Origin of the sequence: Pseudomonas sp. DVZ6 (assembly GCF_024259445.1) — a bacterium.
Lineage (GTDB): Bacteria > Pseudomonadota > Gammaproteobacteria > Pseudomonadales > Pseudomonadaceae > Aquipseudomonas > Aquipseudomonas peradeniyensis.
In genome coordinates, this window is the sequence record NZ_JANCLM010000027.1 from 24,712 (window position 1) to 40,949 (window position 16,238).

14 protein-coding genes are annotated in these 16,238 nt (G+C 65.5%); 5 read left to right on the forward strand and 9 right to left on the reverse strand.

Annotated elements, in window-relative coordinates; translation table 11 throughout:
* Positions 1-57 precede the first annotated feature (57 nt).
* From guaB to NMG10_RS16390, 3 genes are all read right to left on the reverse strand, one after another.
* Positions 58-1,527: an IMP dehydrogenase gene (gene guaB / locus NMG10_RS16380; RefSeq protein WP_050704157.1), complete on the reverse strand. Its 1,470-nt coding sequence runs from the start codon at positions 1,525-1,527 to the stop codon at positions 58-60.
* Between the two features lie 87 nt (positions 1,528-1,614).
* On the reverse strand, positions 1,615-2,172 hold the full coding sequence (locus tag NMG10_RS16385) for a sugar ABC transporter ATPase (RefSeq protein WP_110738328.1): 558 nt from the start codon (positions 2,170-2,172) through the stop codon (positions 1,615-1,617).
* Between the two features lie 50 nt (positions 2,173-2,222).
* A complete protein-coding gene (locus tag NMG10_RS16390) occupies positions 2,223-2,978 on the reverse strand; it encodes a sulfite exporter TauE/SafE family protein (RefSeq protein WP_232855953.1) in 756 nt (251 codons plus the stop codon).
* Between the two features lie 97 nt (positions 2,979-3,075).
* Between NMG10_RS16390 and NMG10_RS16395 the strand changes: the two genes are divergently transcribed.
* The 4 genes from NMG10_RS16395 (at position 3,076) to leuA (ending at position 8,380) form a co-directional block, all read left to right on the forward strand.
* Positions 3,076-3,954 (forward strand): LysR family transcriptional regulator, encoded by an 879-nt coding sequence (locus NMG10_RS16395; protein ID WP_232855954.1) that lies wholly within the window; start codon positions 3,076-3,078, stop codon positions 3,952-3,954.
* Positions 3,955-4,076: 122 nt separating this feature from the next.
* On the forward strand, positions 4,077-5,456 hold the full coding sequence (xseA, locus tag NMG10_RS16400; protein WP_254464722.1) for an exodeoxyribonuclease VII large subunit: 1,380 nt from the start codon (positions 4,077-4,079) through the stop codon (positions 5,454-5,456).
* Positions 5,457-5,459: 3 nt separating this feature from the next.
* Complete coding sequence (locus tag NMG10_RS16405; protein ID WP_050704153.1) at positions 5,460-6,287, forward strand: M23 family metallopeptidase; 828 nt, start codon at positions 5,460-5,462, stop codon at positions 6,285-6,287.
* A 419-nt stretch (positions 6,288-6,706) separates the two neighbouring features.
* A complete protein-coding gene (gene leuA / locus NMG10_RS16410) occupies positions 6,707-8,380 on the forward strand; it encodes a 2-isopropylmalate synthase (protein WP_186713889.1) in 1,674 nt (557 codons plus the stop codon).
* A gap of 285 nt (positions 8,381-8,665) precedes the next feature.
* Here leuA and NMG10_RS16415 read toward each other — a convergent pair whose 3' ends face one another.
* Genes NMG10_RS16415 through zwf form a run of 3 tightly spaced genes read right to left on the reverse strand, consistent with a single transcriptional unit; the run spans position 8,666 to position 11,527 of the window.
* Entirely contained in the window at positions 8,666-9,340 is a 675-nt protein-coding gene (locus NMG10_RS16415) for a bifunctional 4-hydroxy-2-oxoglutarate aldolase/2-dehydro-3-deoxy-phosphogluconate aldolase (protein ID WP_050704151.1), read from the reverse strand.
* A 17-nt stretch (positions 9,341-9,357) separates the two neighbouring features.
* Entirely contained in the window at positions 9,358-10,071 is a 714-nt protein-coding gene (gene pgl / locus NMG10_RS16420) for a 6-phosphogluconolactonase (protein ID WP_254464723.1), read from the reverse strand.
* Entirely contained in the window at positions 10,058-11,527 is a 1,470-nt protein-coding gene (gene zwf / locus NMG10_RS16425) for a glucose-6-phosphate dehydrogenase (protein ID WP_254464724.1), read from the reverse strand. Before zwf ends, pgl begins: the two co-directional genes overlap by 14 nt.
* A 191-nt stretch (positions 11,528-11,718) precedes the next feature.
* Here zwf and hexR point away from each other — a divergent pair, with 191 nt between their 5' ends.
* Entirely contained in the window at positions 11,719-12,582 is an 864-nt protein-coding gene (hexR, locus tag NMG10_RS16430; protein ID WP_172670918.1) for a DNA-binding transcriptional regulator HexR, read from the forward strand.
* Here the strand turns inward: hexR and NMG10_RS16435 are convergent.
* The 3 genes from NMG10_RS16435 to NMG10_RS16445 form a co-directional block, all read right to left on the reverse strand.
* Positions 12,575-13,429, reverse strand: a complete 855-nt coding sequence (locus NMG10_RS16435; protein WP_254464725.1) for a D-hexose-6-phosphate mutarotase — start codon at positions 13,427-13,429, stop codon at positions 12,575-12,577. The genes hexR and NMG10_RS16435 overlap by 8 nt on opposite strands.
* A gap of 118 nt (positions 13,430-13,547) precedes the next feature.
* Entirely contained in the window at positions 13,548-14,891 is a 1,344-nt protein-coding gene (locus NMG10_RS16440; RefSeq protein ID WP_254464726.1) for a carbohydrate porin, read from the reverse strand.
* A gap of 196 nt (positions 14,892-15,087) precedes the next feature.
* Positions 15,088-16,236 carry an ABC transporter ATP-binding protein gene (locus NMG10_RS16445; RefSeq protein ID WP_254464727.1) on the reverse strand — a complete coding sequence of 383 codons (1,149 nt, stop codon included), beginning with the start codon at positions 16,234-16,236 and terminating at the stop codon, positions 15,088-15,090.
* Between the last annotated feature and the right edge of the window lie 2 nt (positions 16,237-16,238).

Here is a 16,238-nt window from a genome sequence, read left to right on the forward strand (position 1 = left end):
GAAATCGGAAACGACACGGGGCTGTCATGACAGCCCCGCTTGCTATTGCTGGAAGCCTCAGCCTACGCGGTAGTTAGGGGCTTCTTTGGTGATCTGCACGTCATGCACATGGGACTCGGCCATGCCGGCACCGGTGATGCGCACGAACTCCGGCTTGGTGCGCATCTCTTCGATGGTCGCGCTGCCGGTGTAGCCCATGGACGAACGCAGGCCGCCCATCAGCTGGTGGATGATCGCGGCCAGGGCGCCCTTGTATGGCACACGGCCTTCGATGCCTTCCGGTACCAGCTTCTCGGCACCGGCCGAGGAGTCCTGGAAGTAACGGTCGGACGAGCCTTGCGCCTGTGCCATGGCACCCAGCGAGCCCATGCCGCGGTAGGCCTTGTAGGAACGGCCCTGGAACAGTTCGACTTCACCCGGTGCTTCTTCGGTACCGGCGAACATCGAGCCCATCATCACGCACGAGGCGCCAGCGACGATGGCCTTGGACAGGTCACCCGAGAAACGGATGCCGCCGTCGGCGATCAGCGGCACGCCAGTGCCTTCCAGTGCGGCGGCGACGTTGGCGATGGCGCTGATCTGCGGCACGCCGACACCGGCGACGATGCGGGTGGTGCAGATCGAGCCCGGGCCGATACCGACCTTGACCGCGTCGGCGCCGGCTTCAGCCAGGGCCTTGGCGGCAGCGCCGGTGGCGATGTTGCCGCCGATCACCTGCACTTGCGGGTAGGTTTCCTTGACCCAGCGAACGCGGTCGATCACGCCCTTGGAGTGACCGTGGGCGGTGTCCACCACCACCACGTCAACGCCGGCGGCAACCAGGGCGGCTACGCGCTCGCCGGTGTCCTTGCCGGTGCCGACCGCAGCGCCGACGCGCAGGCGACCCTGGTCGTCCTTGCTGGCCAACGGATAGGCCTTGGCCTTCTCGATGTCCTTGACGGTCATCATGCCCTTGAGGGCGAACTTGTCGTCGACGATCAGGACTTTTTCCAGGCGGTGCTTGTGCAGCAGCTCGCGGACTTCGTTCTTGTCGGCACCTTCGCGGACGGTGACCAGACGCTCTTTGGGGGTCATCACGTCGCGGACCTTGGCGTCCAGGCGGGTTTCGAAGCGCACGTCACGGGAGGTGACGATGCCGACCAGGTCGCCGTTCGCCAGTACCGGAACGCCGGAGATGTTGTTCAGGCGGGTCAGGTCGAACAGGTCGCGCACGGTGGCGTCGGCGTCGATGGTGATCGGGTCCTTGACCACGCCGGCCTCGAACTTCTTGACCTTGCGTACTTCGCCGGCCTGCTGCTCGATGGTCATGTTCTTGTGGATGATGCCGATGCCGCCTTCCTGGGCCATGGCGATGGCCAGGCGCGCTTCGGTCACGGTATCCATGGCGGCGGAGACCAGGGGAATGTTCAGCTCGATGCCACGAGTCAAACGGGTCTTGAGACTGACTTCATTGGGCAGTACCTCGGAGTAGCCAGGTACAAGGAGGATATCGTCGAAGGTCAGGGCTTCTTGGCTGATACGCAGCATCGCGGGGGCTCCCGGAAGGGGAAAAATGGAAGCGCGCCATTATACCCATCCATGGCGCGCCGCTCAATGCAAAATAAGGGCCTTCGGTCAGCCTTGCGGCAGTTTTACCTGCACCACCGCCACCGGCTGGTCCAGCCAGTCGGCGAAGCTGTCGAGGAAGGCCTGGGTGAACCCGGCCTCGCCCCAGTTGTTGAAGATGAACCCCAGGTTGGAAAAGGCACACGGCTGCAGGTAGAGGAAGCCATTGATGTCGTCCTCGAATCCGCACAGCGGGCAGGTGAAGTTGTCGCTCACCCCCGGCATCCATTCCTCCAGGCTCTCGAACAGCGGCTCGCCCACCTCCCGCCGGCATTCCGGGCAGCCGGCCTCCTCGAGAAATCCGTCGGTAGGGGTATAGATGCAGCGCTTGAGCATCACCTCAAGGCCATTGACCTGTGCGCCGAACGGCAGCTTCTCGGGGTGCAGGGCCACCTTGCGCGCCCCTTCGGCCAGGGCATGGCCCATACGATTGCCGGTGCGACCGCAGGTGCTCAGTTGCTCCTCGACGATCTTCTCGCGCACCAGCCAGCGCAGGATGGCGCGGGCACGGGCTTCGTGAACCGGCACGGTGGACAGCTTGGGGACGATGATGCTTTGGGTGTTCATGCTTGAGGCGGGCCTGCGAACTGCGGTAATCACTCAATTCTACCGTCTGCTCAGGCGCTCAGGTAGCGACCGATCAACGCCAGGCCGCTGGCCAGCACCAGCCAGGTGATCAATCGCACGAAGGCCTCGCGGGATAGCCTCAGGGTCAGCCGCCGTCCCAGCCAGGTACCGGCGAACATCACCGGCAACAGGCAGGCGGCCAGCAGCAACAGGCTGACGTCGGCATATACCCCGGCGATCAGGAACAGCGACAGGCGCACCACCGTGCTGCAACTGATCAGTGCGACCTGGGTCGCCCGCACCTGCTCCTTGGCCTCCAGCCGTGCGCTGAGGTAGATCGCGTACAAAAAACCACCACTGCCGAACAGGGCGCCGAACAACCCGCCCACCGTGCCCATGGGCACCGCCCAGGCGCCCGACAAGCTCGCCGGCCGCACCTTCACCGCCAGGCCATAGACCGCGTAGGCAGTGACGAACAGCCCCATCAGCAACAGCAGCACATCCGACTTCAGGCGCAGCAGGAACACGACGCCCAGGGTACAGCCCACGGCCATGAACGGCAGCAGCCGCAGTAACTCGCCGCGCACCACGTCACGCCGCGACGGCAGCAGGTTGCCGAAGGCGGCGACGAAGTCCAGCAACACCAGCAACGGAATGATCCGCGACAACGGCATGAAGTGGATCAGCACGGGGCCGGCGACCAGCGCGGTGCCGAAGCCGGCGATGCCGAAGACGATATAGGCCACCCCCACACCCAGCAGGATGGGCAGCCAGTCGAGCGTGGAAAACGACAATTGAGCGAGCATCGCGACAGTTCCTCGGGAGACCACTGAAGGTTAGCCAGCGACAAGCCATGCCGACTAATATGCCTTTACGCCATGAGCCATCTGGAAAAGGCATGACATGACTTCGATCCGTCAGCTGCGCTATTTCGTCGAAATTGCCGAGGCCGGCAGCTTCAGTGCCGCCGCAGAGCGGCTGTACATCGCCCAGTCGGCCCTCAGCCGTCAGATCAAGGAGCTGGAGCTGCACCTGGGGTCCGCACTGTTCGAGCGCACCGCTCGCCAGCCACGGCTGACCGCCGCCGGGCTGGCCTTCCTCGACCGCGCCCGACGCCTGCTGGCCGACCTGGACAAGGCCGAACGCCTGGCCCGCGAAGTTGGCCAAGGCCTGCGCGGCAGTTTGCGTCTGAACCACTCCAGCACCGTGCCGCTGACCGGGCAGTTGCTGCAGCGCCTCGGCACCTACCTCGAGGCTAACCCTGGCGTATCCCTAGAAATCGCCCAGCAATCGTCGGAAGCGCAGCTGGAGGACATCGCCGAGGGACGGCTGGAGATCGGCCTGTTGCGCCTGCCAGTACTGCGCCAGCACGAGGGCGTGGAACTGCATGCGCTGTTCGACGAGCCCCTGCTGCTGGCGGTGGCGGCGAGCCACCCACTGGCCACGGCGGCCAGTGTTCGGTTGGGGCAACTGCGCGAGGAACGCTTCATCTCCATCCCCCATCGTCAGCGCGGCGGGCTGAGCTACCTGTCGGCGTCGCTGTGCATGAACGAGGGATTCTATCCCCAGGCGGCGCAGGTGGTGTCGCGCAAGACCACGCAACTGCAGTTGATCCAGGCCGGGTTCGGGGTAGCATTGTTGCCGGCGAGCATGCGCGAGATCGCCCCGCCATTGGTGCGTTTCGTGCCGTTGGTCGAGGCGTGCCAAAGTACCGTGGCGCTGGCTTGCCGGAGGGATGCCGGGGAGTTGGTGCGTCAGTTCGTGGCGATCATGCAAGGCTGAAGGCCTCTATCGCGGGGCAAGCCCGCTCCCACGCCCTAGGTCGTATGTGCGTGGGAGCGGGCTTGCCCCGCGATAGAGGCCGGCACAGACAACCAGGCCTTCGCTCCTTTATGATGCCCGGCATGATCAGAGACCCTTTCGAACGACTCGGCCTGGACCGCGAGGTCCTCACCGTCAGCCAGCTCAACGGCCGCGCCCGCGTGCTGCTCGAGGACGTGTTCCGCAGCGTCTGGGTGGAAGGCGAGATTTCCAACCTCGCCCGCCCGGCCTCCGGCCACATGTACTTCACCCTCAAGGACAGCGGCGCGCAGATCCGCTGCGCGCTGTTCCGGCAGAACGCCGCCCGTGTGCGCCAGGCCCTGCGTGACGGCCTGGCGGTAAAGGTGCGCGGCAAGGTTTCGCTGTTCGAGGGCCGCGGCGACTACCAGCTGATCCTCGACACCGTCGAACCGGCCGGTGACGGCGCCCTGCGCCTGGCCTTCGAGGCACTGAAGGAAAAGCTCGGCGCCGAGGGCCTGTTCAGCACCGAACGCAAGCAGCCGCTACCGGCCCACCCGCAGCGCATCGGCATCGTCACCTCGCCCACCGGCGCGGTGATCCGCGACATCATCAGCGTGTTCCGCCGCCGCGCGCCGCAGGTCGAACTCAACCTGATCCCTACCGCCGTGCAGGGCCGCGAAGCCATCGCGCAGATCGTCCGCGCCCTGCAGATGGCCGACCGACAGGGCTTCGACGCGCTGATCCTGGCCCGTGGCGGCGGCTCGCTGGAAGACCTCTGGTGCTTCAACGAAGAGGCCGTGGCCCGTGCCGTGGCCGCCTGCGTGACACCGATCGTCAGCGCCGTGGGCCATGAAACCGACGTGTCGATCAGCGACTTCGTCGCCGATGTGCGCGCCCCCACGCCTTCGGCCGCCGCCGAGCTGCTCGCCCCCGACAGCAGCGGCCTGCAACAACGCCTGGACAGCCTGCAGCGGCGCTTGTTGCTGCGCATGCAGAGCCGCCTGGCCCATGACCGCCTGCGCGTGGAGGGCCTGGCCCGGCGCCTGCGCCACCCGGGCGAACGCCTGCGCCAGCAGGCCCAGCGCCTGGACGATCTGGACATGCGCCTGCGCCGCGCCTTCGCGCTGACCATGAGCCAACGCCACGAACGCCTCGGCCGCCTGGACATGCGCCTGGCCGCGCAACACCCGGGACGCAACCTGAAACTGCTCAAGCAACGCCTGGACAGCCTGGCCGAACGCCTGCCACGGGCCATGCGCGAGGTGCTCAAGGACCGCCGCCAACGCTTCCAGGCGCAGTTGCAGACGCTGCAGGTGGTCAGCCCATTGGCCACCCTCGCCCGCGGCTACAGCATCCTCCTCGACGAGCGCGGCCAGGCCATCCGCAGCGCCGCGCAGACCCACAACGGCCAGCGCCTGACCGCCCGTCTCAACGAAGGCGAGCTCAAGGTGCGGGTCGAGGACAACCACCAGACTCCGGTCACCCTCTCGCTACTGGACTGACACATGCCCCGCCTGTTCGCGCCCCTGCTCGCCCTCGCCCTGCTGCTGCCGCTCACCGCGGCCCAGGCCAGCTACATCACCCGCGCCCTCGACAAGCCGGTGCCCGGCGGCGTGGCCGTGGTCAACCTGGGGCCGGCCGCCAGCGCGCCGAGCGCCCGCTTCGACGGCAAGCCGGTGCTGGTGGTGAAGGAGCAGGACAACTGGCTGGCCATCGTCGGCATACCGCTCACCCAGAAGCCCGGCAGCGCCGTGCTCACCCAAGGGGGACGCGACATTCGCTTCAGCGTGGGCAGCAAGAAATACCCCGAACAGCACATCACCCTGAAGAACAAGCGCCAGGTCAACCCCGAGCCCGAGGACCTCAAGCGCATCGACCGCGAGCTGGCCGAGCAGGTCAAGGCCTACCGCAGTTTCAGCCCGACCCTGCCGAGCAACCTGATCCTCGACAAGCCGGTCAACGGCCCGCTGTCGAGCAAGTTCGGCGTGCGCCGCTTCTTCAATGGCGAGGAGCGCAACCCTCATGCGGGCCTGGATTTCGCCGTGCCCGCCGGCACGCCGATCAAGACCCCGGCCAATGGCAAGGTGATCCTGGTGGGCGACTACTTCTTCAATGGCCGCACGGTGTTCGTCGACCATGGCCAGGGCTTCATCAGCATGTTCTGCCACATGTCGAAGATCGACGTGAAGCCGGGGCAGGTACTGCGCCGGGGCGAGGTGGTCGGCCGCGTGGGCTCGACCGGCCGGGCCACCGGGCCGCACATGCACTGGAACGTCAGCCTCAACGATGCGCGGGTGGATCCTGCGATCTTCATCGGCGCGTTCCAGCCCTGAGTCCTGTGCCATCTGGGCCGGCCTCTTCGCGGGTAAACCCGCTCCCACAGGAATGGCGCCGTACCTGTGGGAGCGGGTTTACCCGCGAAGGGGCCGGCACGGCCAACATCAATCACTTTGTGTTGCGCCATCGAAAAATACTGCGCAACATTAAAGAAACAGAACAAAAATATCAGCCATAAAATCTCGAGAAATCGCATTTTTTAAGCATTTCTCTCAATTTCCCCGCAGTGCTTGCCATCCCCCAACCCACTGGTTAGGGTTGAGCCTATGAACATCTTCAGCACCCTGCTCCGACAACACCGCAGCCTCTGCCTGGTCAGCGCCCGACTACCAGGGTGAATCGCGTCGCCTCGCCTTTTTCTCTCGTTTTCGTTTGGCAGGCCCGATCACGGCCGCACATAAAAAGGATTGCTTCCATGACCATGCTCAAAGACCCTTCGAAGAAATACCGCGCGTTCCCGACCATCGACCTGCCCGACCGTACCTGGCCGTCGAAGACCATCACCCAGGCACCGATCTGGTGCAGTTCCGACCTGCGTGATGGCAACCAGTCGCTGATCGAGCCGATGGACTCGGAGAAGAAGCTGCGGTTCTGGAAGACCCTGGTGCAGGTGGGCGTGAAGGAAATCGAAGCGTCGTTCCCGTCGGCCTCGCAGACCGACTTCGACTTCGTGCGCACCCTGATCGAAGACGGCCACATCCCGGACGACACCACCATCCAGGTGCTGACCCAGGCCCGTGAAGACCTGATCGCCCGTACCTTCGAGTCCCTGCGCGGGGCCAAGAAGGCCATCGTGCACCTGTACAACGCCACCTGCCCGTCGTTCCGCCGCATCGTCTTCAACCAGGACAAGCAGGGCGTGAAGGACATCGCGGTCAACGCCGCCAAGCTGTTCGTCAAGTACGCCGCCCAGCAGCCGAACACCCAGTGGACCTTCCAGTACTCGCCTGAAACCTTCAGCGCCACCGAACTGGAATTCGCCAAAGAGGTGTGCGACGCGGTGATCGAAGTGTGGAACCCGACCCCCGAGCACAAGATCATCCTCAACCTGCCGGCCACCGTCGAAGTTGCCACGCCGAACGTCTACGCCGACCAGATCGAATGGTTCTGCCGCAACATCAACCGTCGCGACAGCGTGATCATCAGCCTGCACACCCACAACGACCGTGGCACCGGCATCGCCGCCACCGAGTTGGGCCTGATGGCCGGCGCCGACCGTGCCGAAGGCTGCCTGTTCGGCAACGGCGAGCGCACCGGCAACGTCGACCTGGTCACCCTCGCCCTGAACCTCTACACCCAGGGCATCGACCCGCAGCTGGACTTCTCCGACATCGACGGCGTGCGCAAGGTCGTCGAGGAGTGCAACCAGCTGCCGGTGCACCCGCGTCACCCGTACGTCGGCGACCTGGTCCATACCGCCTTCTCCGGCTCGCACCAGGACGCCATCCGCAAGGGCTTCGCCAAGCAGCAGGATGGCGAACTGTGGGAAGTGCCGTACCTGCCGATCGACCCGGCCGACATCGGCCGCAGCTACGAGGCGGTGATCCGCGTCAACAGCCAGTCGGGCAAGGGCGGCATCACCTACCTGCTCGAGCAGGAGTACGGCATCAGCTTGCCGCGCCGCATGCAGATCGAGTTCAGCCAGGTGGTACAGGGCGAGACCGACCGTCTCGGCCTGGAAATGACCGCCGAGCAGATCTACAAGCTGCTGCAGAAGGAATACCTCCAGGCCAACGCACCGTATGCGCTGGTCAGCCACCGCCTGCAGGAAGAGAACGGCAGCAGCCACGTGCAGGTGGAAGTTTCCGGTGAAGGCGAGACCACCCTGCACTGGCACGGTAAAGGCAACGGCGCCCTGGAAGCGCTGGTCGCCGGCTTGCCGGTCAGCGTGGAGATCATGGACTACAACGAGCACGCCATCGGTGCCGGCACCAACGCCAAGGCGGCGGCCTACATCGAGCTGCGCGTGGCCGGTGGGCGTCCGGTGCACGGCGTGGGCATCGACGAGAACATCACCACCGCCAGCTTCAAGGCGCTGTTCAGCGCGCTGAACCGCTCGCTGAGCCAGCAGCAGGCCAAAGCGGCGTAAACCATCGGCGATGAACGAAGCCCGCATCCTCGATGCGGGCTTTTTCATGCCTGTTGCTTTGGCCTGCATCCATCCCTGTAGGAGCGGCCTTGCGCCGCGAAAGGGCCGCAACGCGGCCCCAGCGATCTTTGCATGAACACTGAAACCAGGGCCGCTGCGCGCCCCTTTCGCGGCACAAGGCCGCTCCTACAGGGCGATCGGCCACCCTGCAAGGCGCAACTGCAGGCGAAAAAAAGGGGCGCCGACCAAGCGCCCCACAAGCCGTGTAGCACACAACGAAATCTGTCAGTCCAGCAGCGCCATCGCCTCGGCGCTGCACGCCTCGATCCGCGCCCAGTCGCCGTTCTTGATCCAGCTGCTGTCGAGCATCCAGGTGCCGCCCACGCACATCACATTGGGCAGGGCCATGTAGTTGCGCACGTTGGCCGGGTTCACCCCGCCGGTCGGGCAGAAGCGAATGTCGCCGAACGGGCCGGCAAAGGCCTTGATCGCCGCCACGCCACCACTGATCTCCGCCGGGAACAGCTTGAAGCGACGATAGCCGAGGGCGTAGCCCATCATGATCTCCGACGGCGTGCTGATGCCCGGCAGCAGCGGAATGTCGCTATCCACGCCCGCCTCGAGAATGTCCTGGGTGATGCCCGGGGTGACGACGAACTGCGCGCCCGCGGCCTCGACGGCGGCGAACATGCCACGGTCGAGCACGGTACCGGCGCCGACGCACAGTTCCGGACGCTGCTCGCGCAGTACCTGGATGGCCTTCAGGCCGTGCTGCGAGCGCAGGGTCACTTCCAGGGTGCGGATGCCGCCGGCGGCCAGGGCGTCGGCCAGGGGCAGGATGTCTTCCTCACGGGCGATGGTGATCACCGGCAGGATGCGCGCCTTGTCGCAGATCGCGTCGATCCGCGCGGCTTTGTCGGCCATCGAGAGCAAAGGCTGTGGGCGTTCGAGGGTGGTCATGACAATGGGTCCTTGGCTCATGGGCACCAGTAGATGTCCAGGGGGTCGTGAAGAAAGGCGCGAATCGGCATTTCGGTAGGGTCTTCGGCCGCCAGGGCGGTACGCAGGGTGGCGAGCTTGCCCGCGCCTTGCACGGACAGGGCGATGAAGCCGGCGCTGGCCAGCAGCGCGCGGGTCATGCTCAGGCGCTGGTGCGGCACGCTTGGCGCCAGCATCGGCAGGCAGCGACGCTCGCCGACCTTGGCCAGACCCTGGCGCAGGTTGGGGCTGGCCGGGAACAGCGAGGCCGTGTGGCCGTCGTCGCCCATGCCCAGCACCAGCACATCGATCGGCGGCAGGTCGGCGAGCACCTGGTCAGCCTGCTCGGCGGCGGCCTCCAGGGTCGCGGCGCTCTGGTACAGGCCGATGAAACGCGCCTTGGCCGCACCGCCCTTGAACAGATGACGGGACAGCAGGCCGGCGTTGCTGTCGTCGTGCACCACCGGCACCCAGCGCTCGTCCGCCAGGCTCACGGTGACCTTCGACCAGTCCAGCGCCTCTGCCGCCAGTTTCTCGAGAAACGGCACCGGGCTGCGGCCGCCGGACAGCACCACGCAGGCCTGGCCCTTGCTGGCGATGGCCTGGCGCAGGCGCTCGGCCACATCATGGGCCAGGGTCGCCGCCAGGGTTTTCGCATCAGCCAGCTGATGCGCCTTCACCGTCGCCGGCAGTTGCAGTTCAGATATCGCCATACCAGGCCCTCCCATCGCGAGTGATCAATGCAATCGAGCTCATCGGCCCCCAGGAACCGGCCGCATAGGGCTTGGGCGCGTCGCCGCTGGTCTTCCAGCCGGCGATCAGCTGATCGCACCATTTCCACGCGTATTCGATCTCGTCCTTGCGCACGAACAGGTTCTGGTTACCGCGCATCACTTCCAGCAACAGACGCTCGTAGGCGTCCGGAATCCGCGCGCTGCGCCAGGTGTCGGAGAAGTTCAGCTGCAGCGGGCCGCTGCGCAGCTGCATGCCCTTGTCCAGGCCCTGCTCCTTGGTCATCACCCGCAGCGAAATGCCTTCGTCCGGCTGCAGGCGGATGATCAGCTTGTTGCCGATCTGCAAACGCTGTTCCGGAGCGAAGATGTAGTGCGGAGTTTCCTTGAAGTGGATGACGATCTGCGACAGCTTCTGCGGCATGCGCTTGCCCGTGCGCAGGTAGAACGGCACCCCCGACCAGCGCCAGTTGCGGATATCGGCGCGCAGGGCGACGAAGGTCTCGGTGTCGCTCTGGGCGTTGGCGTTGTCCTCTTCCAGGTAGCCCGGCACCGGCTTGCCGTCGCTGAAGCCGGCAATGTACTGGCCGCGCACCACATGGGTGCTCAGGCCTTCGCCGGTGATCGGTGCCAGTGCCTTGAGCACCTTGACCTTCTCGTCGCGGATGCTGTCGGCGGACAGGTCGCTGGGCGGGTCCATGGCGATCAGGCAGAGCAGCTGCAACAGGTGGTTCTGGATCATGTCGCGCAGCTGGCCGGCCTTGTCGAAGTAACCCCAGCGGCCCTCGATACCGACCTTCTCGGCGACGGTGATCTCCACATGGGAGATGGAATTCTGGTTCCACTGGGTTTCGAACAGGCTGTTGGCGAAGCGCAGGGCGATCAGGTTCTGCACCGTCTCCTTGCCCAGGTAGTGGTCGATGCGGTAGACCCGGCTCTCGGGGAAGAACCGCGCCACGGCGTCGTTGACCCGGCGCGACGATTCCAGGTCATGGCCGATGGGCTTTTCCAGCACCACCCGGGTGCGCGAGGCCAGGCCGGCCTTGTCGAGGTTCTCGCAGATCGCGCCGTAGACCGCCGCCGCCGTGGCGAAGTAGGCGATCAGCGGCTGCCCGCTCGGCGCCTGTTCGGCCAGGGTCTGGTAGCCCTCGGGTTCGACGAAGTCCAGGTGCAGGTAGCTCAGGCGCCCGAGGAAGCGCCCCAGGGAAGCGGCATCGATCTCGGCCTCCGGCACATGGCGGCGCAGATGGGCTTCGATGTTGTTCAGGTGTTCCTGCACGCTGCCCGGCTCGCGGGCCAGGGCCAGCAGGCGGGTGTCCGGGTGCAGGAGGTCGGCGCGGTCGAGCTGGTAGAGCGCGGGAAACAGCTTGCGCAATGCCAGGTCGCCTAAGGCGCCAAAGAGGGCGAAGGTGCAGGGTTCGACACTGATCGCGGCCATGATGTTGGTTCTTTTATAAATGTTGGACTAGGAATACCGGTTTCAACCCTGCTTTTCAAGGGTTAATGTAGTAAAAACCACAACATTGAATACAGCCATTACAGACAAGTGGTGTGACAATCTTACCGACAGTACGATACACGCCACCGCAAAAAGCCTGCTTCCCGACCCAAGGACACACCATGGACCGCGTGCGCAACCTCCTGGAACAGATCCAGGGCCGCCTCGACGAGCTGAACAAGGCCGAACGCAAAGTCGCCGAAGTCATCCTGCTCAACCCGCAACAGGCCACCCGCTTCAGCATCGCCGCCCTGGCCCAGGCGGCCAGTGTCAGCGAACCGACGGTCAACCGCTTCTGTCGCTCGTTCGGCGTCAGCGGCTACCCCGAGCTCAAGCTGCAGCTGGCCCAGAGCCTGGCCAGCGGCGCCGCCTATGTCAGCCGCGCGGTGGAGGCCGACGATGATCCGGCCGCCTACACCCAGAAGATCTTCGGCAGCGCCATCGCCTCGCTGGACAGCGCCTGCCAGGCGCTCGACCCGCAGCAGGTCAGCCGCGCCGTTGACATGATGATCCAGGCCCGGCAGATCCACTTCTTCGGCCTCGGTGCCTCGGCCCCCGTGGCCCTCGACGCCCAGCACAAGTTCTTCCGCTTCAACCTCGCCGTGTCGGCCCATGCCGATGTGCTGATGCAGCGCATGCTGGCGTCGGTGGCCCACACTGGCGATCTGTTCGTGATCATTTCCTACACCGGGCGCACCCGCGAACTGGTCGAGGTGGCCCGCCTGGCCCGGGAAAACGGCGCCTCGGTGCTCGGCCTGACCGCCGCCGGCTCGCCCCTGGCCCAGGCCTGCAGCCTGAGCCTGCACATTCCGTTGCCGGAAGACACCGACATCTACATGCCGATGACCTCGCGGATCATCCAGCTCACCGTGCTCGACGTGCTGGCTACCGGCATGACCCTGCGCCGCGGCGTGGACTTCCAGCCGCACCTGCGCAAGATCAAGGAAAGCCTCAACGCCAGTCGCTACCCGATCGAGGACGACGACCTCAACTGAGCCGGTGCGCCTGCAGCCGCAGGTGCGCCCGCTCCCCCGGCGCCAGGCTCAGGCCCTCGCCACTGCCACTGGCAGCCTCGACACAGACAAAGCCCTGGCATTCGCGCCCGGTCACGCCCATCAACGGGCGATTGCCCGGGTGCCAGACCACGGTGTCGTCGCTGTCGCCGGTGTCGATGCACAGCTCGCGCTGCCAGGCCGGGTCCTGCAACTGCACCTTGGGTGTGCCCGGGTAGACTTTCTGGCAGCCGCCCTTGAGGGTCAGCGCGCCATCCTCACGGCAGGCCTGGCGATTGAGGCGATCGTAGCCTTGGATATCCTCGAGCCCGGACAGCGCTATCTTCGACACGTCGCTGATTCGCCAGTAGGCCAGCAGCGCATGGCTCAGCTGGCAGGGCTCGCTGTCCTGGTGCTCGGTGCAGAGGCTCAGCTCCATGCTCGCGCCAAGCCGGGCGTGCAGGTCGACCTGCCAGTCGCACAGGTCCAGGCGCCACTTCAGGGTCACGCCCTGCTCGTCTTCACGACTGTACACCAGTTTCCAGTCCAGCAAGCGCGCCCAACCGTGGGCCGGCCACAGGTCCTCGCTGGGGTGACGGCCATACCATGGCCAGCATACCGGCACGCCCCCACGGATGGCGCCCACCTGCGGCCACTGCTCGGCGCACCACAGCCAAGGCTTTTCGCCGGCAGGCTGGAAATGCAGCAGCTGCGCGCCCTGACGGCTGAACACCGCCTGGCAGCAGGGGTGGTCGATGATCAGCACATCGCGCTGCTGGTAACGCTCCCACTCGAAGGTCGGCCTGGGCCGTTGCGAGGTGAAGAAGCGATGTAGCGGATGTTCAGGCATGGTTCCGAGCTCTTTTGTTGTTCGAGATAGCGCTGTCTCGCCCCGTGCCCGCTAACCACTGCTGGCCAGTGGTTAGCGGGAGGTCGAGATGGATGGCGTAAATTTACAACAATTTTTCTCAGAATGACGACTGAATCTTCAACCCCGCGACCAGCGCGTTATCCACCTGGTCGACACCGCCCGGGCTCTTGATGTACTGCAGGTTCGGGCGCACGGTCAGCCAGTTGGTGACGTGGAAGCCGTAGTAGAGCTCGGCGTTGTACTCGGTGCGCTGCAACGGCGCGAAGCCCGGGTTGTCGTAGTCGTTGATACCGCTCTGGGCATTGAGCAGCTCGGCGCGCTTCTTCACGTCGTCGTTGACGTGGATGCGGGCGATGCCGAAGCCGATGTCGTCCTTGGGCCGGGCGTCGAAGGCGCCCTTGTAGACCAGGCCGACCTGCTGGTAGTTGTCGACCACGTTGGTGGCCTTGTCGTGCACGGTGAAGTTGGCGAACAGGCTCAGGCCGCGATTGACGTCGCCGGCATGGGCGGTGACCTGCTGCTGGGCCACCACCCACCAGCCGTGCTTGCTGGAGTGCGACTTGAACGCCGCGCCGGTCAGCGCCTGCGGGTTGCCGTTGATGTCGTCGTAGACGTCGTCGGCCTTGGCGGTGCTGTAGTAGTAGCCCAGGCGGTACTCGCCCGGCAGGCCGTTGACCTTCGGCGACCACACCGCCTCGACCGGCAGGATCGCGCCCTTGGTGCCGCTGCCGCTGAGCTTGAAGCCGTTGCCGGTCTCCAGGTTCGACGGGTTCTGCTCGTAGGCGCCGACCTGGACGAAGAATTCCGGGGTGATGTTGTACTTGACCCGCAGCGCCCACTGGCTGACCGGCCAGTTGTACCAGATGCCGCCGACCCAGTTGCCCACCTGCGAGCCACAGAAGGCCAGGTTCTGGAAGTCGCAAGGGAAGCTGTTGAAGTCCTCGCCCTCGCCGAAGCGGCCGAATTTCACGTCCAATGCGCCGTCGAAGTACTTCTGCTTGATCCACATCTGGGTCAGGCGCCAGGTCTGGCCCCGGCCCCAGACTTCCTGCACCGAGCTGAACTGCCCGGCGCGCGGGTCGCTGATGCGGTCGTTGGACAGGTTGCGGCCGCTACGCTCGGTGATCGCCAGTTTGAACTCGGTGTCCTTCCAGCCGAAGATCTTCTCCAGGTCCAGGTGCGCGCCGAGGGCGAACTGGTCGCTGTAGCGCGCGGTCTTGTCGTCGTTGTAGCCGCCGTTAAGGTTGCCGGCCACCTCGCCGACGTAGTCGAGGGTGAAGTCGTAGCCCTTCTCCAGCAACTCGGTGCGGGTGCCGCCCCAGTCGCCGGTCATCCATTTCGATTCCGACGAGAAAGCCTCGGCGGCCTGGGCCCCGCTGCTGCCGACCACGGCCAGCAGTGCCAGTGAGCCCAGCGTCCTGATGCGATTGCGATGTTCCATCCCTTTGCGTCCTCTTTTCTTGTTATTAACAGAACGGTTTAACGGCGTTCGTCTGTAGGAGCGGCCTTGTGCCGCGAAAGGGCTGCGAAGCGGCCCCAGGTCTTGGCATCCTTCAGCATTGCTGGGGCTGCTGTGCAGCCCTTTCCGGCCGGTCCGACGCCTCGGCAAGGCCGCTCCTACAGGGACCGTGTCCGGTTTAGCGGCCTTTGAAGCGAGTCACGTTGTCCTTTACGGCGGTGGCGGCAAGGTCCAGGCGTTCGCCGCTGCCGGCGTCGAACAGCAGCACCCGCGCCGGGTCGAACTGCAGGTTGAGGCTGTCGCCGACCCGGCATGCCACATCCGGTGCCAGGCGGCAGCAGACCTTGGTCTGGTTGAGGGTGACGAACACCAGCAGGTCCGGACCGGTGGGTTCGGTGACCTGCACTTCGGCGCGGATGCCCGGCAGGCCATTGCCCTGCTCCGCCCCCAGGGCGATCTGCTCCGGGCGCACGCCGAGGATGATCTCGCGGCCTTCCAGCTCGTCAGCCGCCACGCCCAGCGGCAGCTCGCAGCGCGCCTGGCCGCTGTCGAGCAGCGCCAGCACGCGGCCGTCCTGCTTCGTCAGGCGCACCGGGATGAAGTTCATCGGCGGCGAGCCGATGAAGCTGGCGACGAACAGGTTGGCCGGATCGTTGTAGATCTGCTGCGGCGTGCCGAACTGCTGGATGATTCCGTCCTTCATCACTGCCACCTTGTCACCGAGCGTCATCGCCTCGATCTGGTCGTGGGTGACGTACACCGTGGTGGTCTTCAGGCGCTGGTGCATCAGCTTGATCTCGGTGCGCATCTCCACCCGCAGCTTGGCGTCGAGGTTCGACAGCGGCTCGTCGAACAGGTAGATCTTCGGCCGCCGCGCCAGCGCCCGGCCCATGGCCACACGCTGTTGCTGACCACCGGACAGCTGCCCGGGCTTGCGCTCGAGCAGATGCTCGATCTGCAGCAGCTTGGCGACCCGCGCCACCTCCTGGTCGATGGCGGCCTGGGGCATCTTGCGGATCTTCAGGCCGAAGGCGATGTTGTCGCGCACGTTCATGGTCGGGTACAGCGCGTAGGACTGGAACACCATGGCGATGTCGCGATCCTTCGGGCTCATGCCGCTGACGTCCTCGTCGTCGATGAGGATCGCCCCGCCGCTGATGCTTTCCAGGCCGGCAATGCAGTTCATCAGCGTCGACTTGCCGCAGCCCGAGGGGCCGACCAGGATCAGGAACTCGCCGTCCTTGATCGCCAGCTGGATGTTCTTGAGCGTGTCCGGCAGGCCCACGCCGTAGGTCTTGTGCACATTACGAAGTTCGAGTGTTGCCATGA

Excerpts from the sequence above, each read along its gene's own strand:
- zwf (WP_254464724.1), bottom strand. The coding sequence starts at position 11,527 with ATGGCCGCGATCAGTGTCGAACCCTGCACCTTCGCCCTCTTTGGCGCC.
- NMG10_RS16390 (WP_232855953.1), bottom strand. The coding sequence starts at position 2,978 with ATGCTCGCTCAATTGTCGTTTTCCACGCTCGACTGGCTGCCCATCCTG.
- pgl (WP_254464723.1), bottom strand. The coding sequence starts at position 10,071 with ATGGCGATATCTGAACTGCAACTGCCGGCGACGGTGAAGGCGCATCAG.
- NMG10_RS16415 (WP_050704151.1), bottom strand. The coding sequence starts at position 9,340 with ATGACCACCCTCGAACGCCCACAGCCTTTGCTCTCGATGGCCGACAAA.
- xseA (WP_254464722.1), top strand. The coding sequence starts at position 4,077 with ATGATCAGAGACCCTTTCGAACGACTCGGCCTGGACCGCGAGGTCCTC.
- NMG10_RS16405 (WP_050704153.1), top strand. The coding sequence starts at position 5,460 with ATGCCCCGCCTGTTCGCGCCCCTGCTCGCCCTCGCCCTGCTGCTGCCG.
- NMG10_RS16395 (WP_232855954.1), top strand. The coding sequence starts at position 3,076 with ATGACTTCGATCCGTCAGCTGCGCTATTTCGTCGAAATTGCCGAGGCC.
- leuA (WP_186713889.1), top strand. The coding sequence starts at position 6,707 with ATGACCATGCTCAAAGACCCTTCGAAGAAATACCGCGCGTTCCCGACC.
- NMG10_RS16385 (WP_110738328.1), bottom strand. The coding sequence starts at position 2,172 with ATGAACACCCAAAGCATCATCGTCCCCAAGCTGTCCACCGTGCCGGTT.
- guaB (WP_050704157.1), bottom strand. The coding sequence starts at position 1,527 with ATGCTGCGTATCAGCCAAGAAGCCCTGACCTTCGACGATATCCTCCTT.
- NMG10_RS16445 (WP_254464727.1), bottom strand. The coding sequence starts at position 16,236 with ATGGCAACACTCGAACTTCGTAATGTGCACAAGACCTACGGCGTGGGC.
- NMG10_RS16440 (WP_254464726.1), bottom strand. The coding sequence starts at position 14,891 with ATGGAACATCGCAATCGCATCAGGACGCTGGGCTCACTGGCACTGCTG.
- NMG10_RS16435 (WP_254464725.1), bottom strand. The coding sequence starts at position 13,429 with ATGCCTGAACATCCGCTACATCGCTTCTTCACCTCGCAACGGCCCAGG.